The sequence below is a fragment of the Shigella sp. FC1967 genome, from assembly GCF_001743005.1.
Classification (GTDB): domain Bacteria; phylum Pseudomonadota; class Gammaproteobacteria; order Enterobacterales; family Enterobacteriaceae; genus Proteus.
Genome location: NZ_MIIZ01000699.1, coordinates 1 through 4505, shown reverse-complemented (window position 1 = coordinate 4505; position 4505 = coordinate 1). Strand labels below are relative to the sequence as shown.

The 4505-nt window shown below is 35.4% G+C and carries 6 protein-coding genes, 1 tRNA gene and 2 pseudogenes; 6 read left to right on the top strand and 3 right to left on the bottom strand.

Annotated features, from left to right (window positions below; translation table 11 throughout):
• Positions 1-1060 (top strand): annotated as a pseudogene (gene helD, locus BHE89_RS10295) (DNA helicase IV); the annotation flags it as partial.
• Between the two features lie 2 nt (positions 1061-1062).
• Here helD and BHE89_RS10290 read toward each other — a convergent pair.
• On the bottom strand, positions 1063-1521 hold the full coding sequence (locus BHE89_RS10290) for a methylglyoxal synthase (protein ID WP_069368776.1): 459 nt from the start codon (positions 1519-1521) through the stop codon (positions 1063-1065).
• Positions 1522-1658: 137 nt separating this feature from the next.
• On the opposite strand from BHE89_RS10290, the gene BHE89_RS10285 reads away from it, so the two are divergent.
• Entirely contained in the window at positions 1659-2072 is a 414-nt protein-coding gene (locus BHE89_RS10285; RefSeq protein WP_069368775.1) for a CoA-binding protein, read from the top strand.
• Positions 2073-2151: 79 nt separating this feature from the next.
• Here BHE89_RS10285 and hspQ read toward each other — a convergent pair whose 3' ends face one another.
• Positions 2152-2472, bottom strand: coding sequence for a heat shock protein HspQ (gene hspQ / locus BHE89_RS10280; RefSeq protein WP_171729935.1), 321 nt, complete (start codon positions 2470-2472; stop codon positions 2152-2154).
• 196 nt (positions 2473-2668) lie between these two features.
• Here hspQ and BHE89_RS25545 point away from each other — a divergent pair, with 196 nt between their 5' ends.
• Positions 2669-2785, top strand: a complete 117-nt coding sequence (locus BHE89_RS25545; protein WP_286146058.1) for an acylphosphatase — start codon at positions 2669-2671, stop codon at positions 2783-2785.
• Positions 2786-2795: 10 nt separating this feature from the next.
• Complete coding sequence (locus BHE89_RS25540; RefSeq protein ID WP_286146057.1) at positions 2796-2951, top strand: acylphosphatase; 156 nt, start codon at positions 2796-2798, stop codon at positions 2949-2951.
• Positions 2952-2985: 34 nt separating this feature from the next.
• Here the strand turns inward: BHE89_RS25540 and tusE are convergent.
• Positions 2986-3317, bottom strand: a pseudogene (tusE, locus tag BHE89_RS10270) (sulfurtransferase TusE).
• A 182-nt stretch (positions 3318-3499) separates the two neighbouring features.
• On the opposite strand from tusE, the gene BHE89_RS10265 reads away from it, so the two are divergent.
• Positions 3500-3587 (top strand) — tRNA-Ser (locus tag BHE89_RS10265).
• 324 nt (positions 3588-3911) lie between these two features.
• Complete coding sequence (locus tag BHE89_RS10260) at positions 3912-4367, top strand: anti-virulence regulator CigR family protein (protein ID WP_069368773.1); 456 nt, start codon at positions 3912-3914, stop codon at positions 4365-4367.
• The last annotated feature ends 138 nt before the right edge of the window (positions 4368-4505 follow it).

Here is a 4505-nt window from a genome sequence, read left to right as displayed (position 1 = left end):
TTGAGTGGGATATCCCTGACGGTGATTTTTGGAATGATAAAAAATTAGAAAATCAAATTGCTATAAGATTAGAGCGTTTGGGTCGGTTTATTAAGAATGAAAGGCGGTAGTCAAAAATCGCTGATTGAAAGTGTACAACCCGAATACACAGAAGCCTTTAAAAAGTATTTAAAATTATTATCGCCATTATTAAAAGTTTGGAAAACTGCATTAAAAGAGGAAGATGCAATCGATTTTTCGGGCTTGTTACATCAAGCTATTAATCTTATTGAAAAAGGGCGTTTTATTAGTCCATGGAAACATATTCTTGTTGATGAGTTCCAAGATATTTCGCCATTAAGAGCTTCATTATTAACTGCATTAAAACAGCAAAATAAACAAACATCTCTATTTGCAGTAGGAGATGATTGGCAAGCCATTTATCGTTTTAGCGGTGCCGAGTTATTATTAACGACTTCTTTCCATCACTCTTTTGGTGGAAGGTGCTGAATGTGCATTGGATACAACTTATCGTTTTAATGACACAATAGGGAATATTGCCAATACATTTATTCAACAAAATCCAGTTCAGTTATCTAAACCTTTAAATAGTTTAGTGAAAGGGAATAAAAAGTCAGTCGTGCTGTTATCTGATGATCAACTTGAAAGTTTACTCAATAAAATGAGTGGTTATGTAGAAGAAAACGAAACGATACTTTTACTTGCTCGTTATCACTATCTCAAACCAGAATTATTAAAAAAAGCGAAAACACGTTGGCCTAAATTAGATCTGCAGTTTATGACTTTTCATGCTTCAAAAGGACAACAGGCAGATTACGTTATTATTTTAGGTTTACAAGAAGGTAAAGATGCTTTTCCTGCACCAGCAAGAGAATCAATTATTGAATTGGCATTACTGCCTAGTGTTGAAGATTATCCTAATGCTGAGGAACGGCGTTTAATGTATGTCGCTTTAACAAGAGCAAAAAAACAAGTATGGCTATTGTTTAATAAACAACAGCCATCTTGTTTTGTTTCAGAGCTAAAATCTCAAGGTGTTCCTATGCAGCGAAAACCTTAAGATTATTTTAATCTTTCTTTTAAATAACCTTCGTAATCTGGGATTTTAATTGTAGATTCTTGTGAAAAGAAAGGGGATGAAATTAAAAAGTTCGCAGTTGCACGATTTGTTGCAACGGGGATGTTCCAGACCGTAGCTAAGCGTAAAAGTGCTTTAACATCAGGATCGTGGGGAACGGCATTTAGTGGATCCCAAAAGAAAATCATAATATCAATTTTCTTTTCAGCGATCATTGCACCTATTTGTTGATCACCACCCATTGGGCCACTTAGCATTTGAGTCACAGGAAGACCAGTGTGATGGTTAATTAGGTTACCAGTAGTTCCTGTTGCAAATAATTTGTGTAGAGACAGTTGTTCACGATTATTTTCAACCCATTCCAGCAATGAGCTTTTACAGTGATCATGGGCAACAAGCGCGATATTTTTTTCTTTTAAGAGCGTGCGGTCAATTTGTTCCATTTGATACCTTTAAATATAAACATAGTAATTGTTTCAGTTTTCAAAATACCTTTTTTTTATCTCATATGCTATGAACAGATCAAGATACTATGATGTATCATAATATTTTCAATCTTCATGATGAACGGAGTAGGTAAATGGTGGATTCAGACATTTATGACATTTTAAGAAGCGTTAAAACCATTGCGCTTGTTGGTGCGAGTAATAAAGAAGATCGCCCAAGCTATAAAGTCATGAAATTCTTATTAGAACAAGGCTATGATGTTATTCCTGTTAATCCAGGTATGTCAGGGCAAACCTTATTGGGGCAACAATGCTATGCCTCATTAAAAGAGATCCCTGTTACTGTTGATATGGTTGATGTTTTTCGTCAATCTGACGTAGCATTAAAAATTGCGCAAGAAGCAATTGAAATTAATGCCAAAGTATTATGGTTGCAGATTGGTGTGATTAATGAAGATGCTAAAAATTTAGCTGAAGATGCTGGATTACGTGTAGTAATGGATCGTTGTCCTAAAAAAGAAATTGAAGCACATGGACTTCCTTGGTAATACGCCAAAATAAAATCGCCGAAAACAAATTCGGCGATTAACAGTTTATCCAGATTACTGGTTATGTAGGTTCATTGGATTAGTTTCTTAATCGTGGTGCTTGTAATTGGCTACGAATAGACTGAGATAATTCATCCAATGAGTCATTATCTAAGTGTTCATCTGAAACTTCATAGGTTATCTGTGCCTCAGCAAGATAAGTGTGAAGGGGCTGCCCTTCATCGTCTTCCATCACAACATGGTACCAAGGTGCTGCTCGCAAGGTCACATTAGATGCAATATCATCCCCATTAGGTTGATCAAGGGAATATTCAGCATCCACATCGACAACAACGCCTAAGTAGCCGAGTAATTTATGTCTAACTTGCTGTCCTATCCCAAATTTGCTGGCGATCATCATAGTATCACCTCCATATAGCCTTGCTTATTGGTTATATATATGAGGGCATAAAGTAAAATTTCAAGGATTTGAAAAAAATATAATCCTTTACTTTTATTATGAATAAGAACCTCACAAAATCAGATTATCTATTGTATAAAGAAAAGACAATAACCTAGACAGAATTTTTATTGGGAAAACATGACTAGGAGAGCATATGAAAATAGGTAGAGAATATATTATTCAAGGGCGTGTTCAAGGTGTTGGTTTTCGTTTTTTTACTTCTCAATGGATGAAAAAAAAAACCAATAACAGGGTATGTTTGGAATCGTGATGACGGTAGCGTGGGAGTAAAGGCCTTTGCGAAAGAAAATGCATTAAAAGAATTTGAAGAGTGGTTAGAAGCGGGTGGTCCAAAAAGTGCCAAAATTACATTTTGGTCAGCAACATCTTGTGAATATGAACAAATGGCAGATTTTTCAATCCACCATTATGAGTAATATTGTTTTAATTATCGTTTATCGAAAGATAATATTAAATACATTTCACGGGTTTTGGTAAGCCAGCAAGTTTTGTTGCTTGTTTTGCTGGGCCTTTAGGAAACAAGCGATAAAGATAACGGCTATTTCCTTTTTTCGTCGCCATATTTTTGTGCAAGCGCTTTTACTAACATACGAATGGCGGGAGAGGTATTAAATTCTAAATAAAACTGGCGAACAAAACGGATGATCTCCCAATGTTGCTCTGTAAGTTCAATTTCTTCTAGTTCAGCTAATGTTGGAACCATATCTTCATTCCACTCATTGCTATTTTTTTAAATAACCGTGACTATCGGTTTCGATTTCTTTTCCGTTAAATACAAACATGTGTGCAGCAACCAATCAAAAATAATACCGTTAATTTAGCAAAAATAAGGAAAATACCCAAGTAGAACCCATGAATCGTTGATAAATTAAGCCATTGGCTTGTAATGCGTTTAATTTTAAGGCAAACAGTACAATAAGGGCTTTACAACATAAGCTTAGGTGTTTATATTGCTCCCCATTGCGGAGGGGTGGCCGAGCGGCTGAAGGCAGCGGTCTTGAAAACCGCCGATGGGAAACCATCCGAGAGTTCGAATCTCTCCTCCTCCGCCACTTCAATGTCTCCTAACATCTCTTAAAGTCTACTTATCCCAGTAAAATCAAATCTTCTCATTTAATCATTGTCTCCTAAAGTCTCTTAACGTCTCTTGAAAGCGCTATCATTTGTTGGGTAGTTTTTTGCCTTTAAATGGAATTCTAAGGGTTTAATAAATTTTGTATTAATGTTGGTGTACCAGTGAAGAGAACCATAATCGCTCCGATTGATAAGTTATTTGATTGGAAGTGGCTGGCTGGCTTTTTTCTAGGAATATTACTTATAGTAGTTATATGACTTGATGGATATTCTATAAAAAATCAATAATTGAGATCATGAAAATGAGTACACTTTCTCGAATATGCAATTTATCGTTAGTAATTATAGGGTTATCGGTGATATCTGTTTCTTATGCGGATCCAAATAATGGACATGGAAGGGGACAAAATAAAGGCTTCCAAGGGGAAAAACCAAATAAATGGCATAATAAATCACAGAATAATCACTTAGGTAATGAAGCGCTTTTCTCTGTTTCTTTATCTTATAATGAAGCGAGAGCGTTTGCGTTGGAAGGCGGATTTACGGGATATTCATCGCTCCCCCCGGGTATTGCTAAAAACCTAGTAAGAGGGAAACCATTACCTCCAGGTATTGCAAAAAAAGCGGTTCCTGAAAAAATGCTTAGACAATTGCCTTATTATCCAGGTTATGAATGGCGGATTGTTGGTAATGATTTGGTATTAATTGCATTAAGCACCGCAATAGTAACTTCCATTATTAATAATGTTTTTGACTAAATAAAAGAGATAAATATAATTGTATATCTGACATGAATAAGCATGTTTTTTTTGTAATGGATACTTAACTGTCCACTTGATAAATATCAACAAAAATATGTGGTACTCGTAATTGGCTTATGTAGGTTTTAGCTGAAG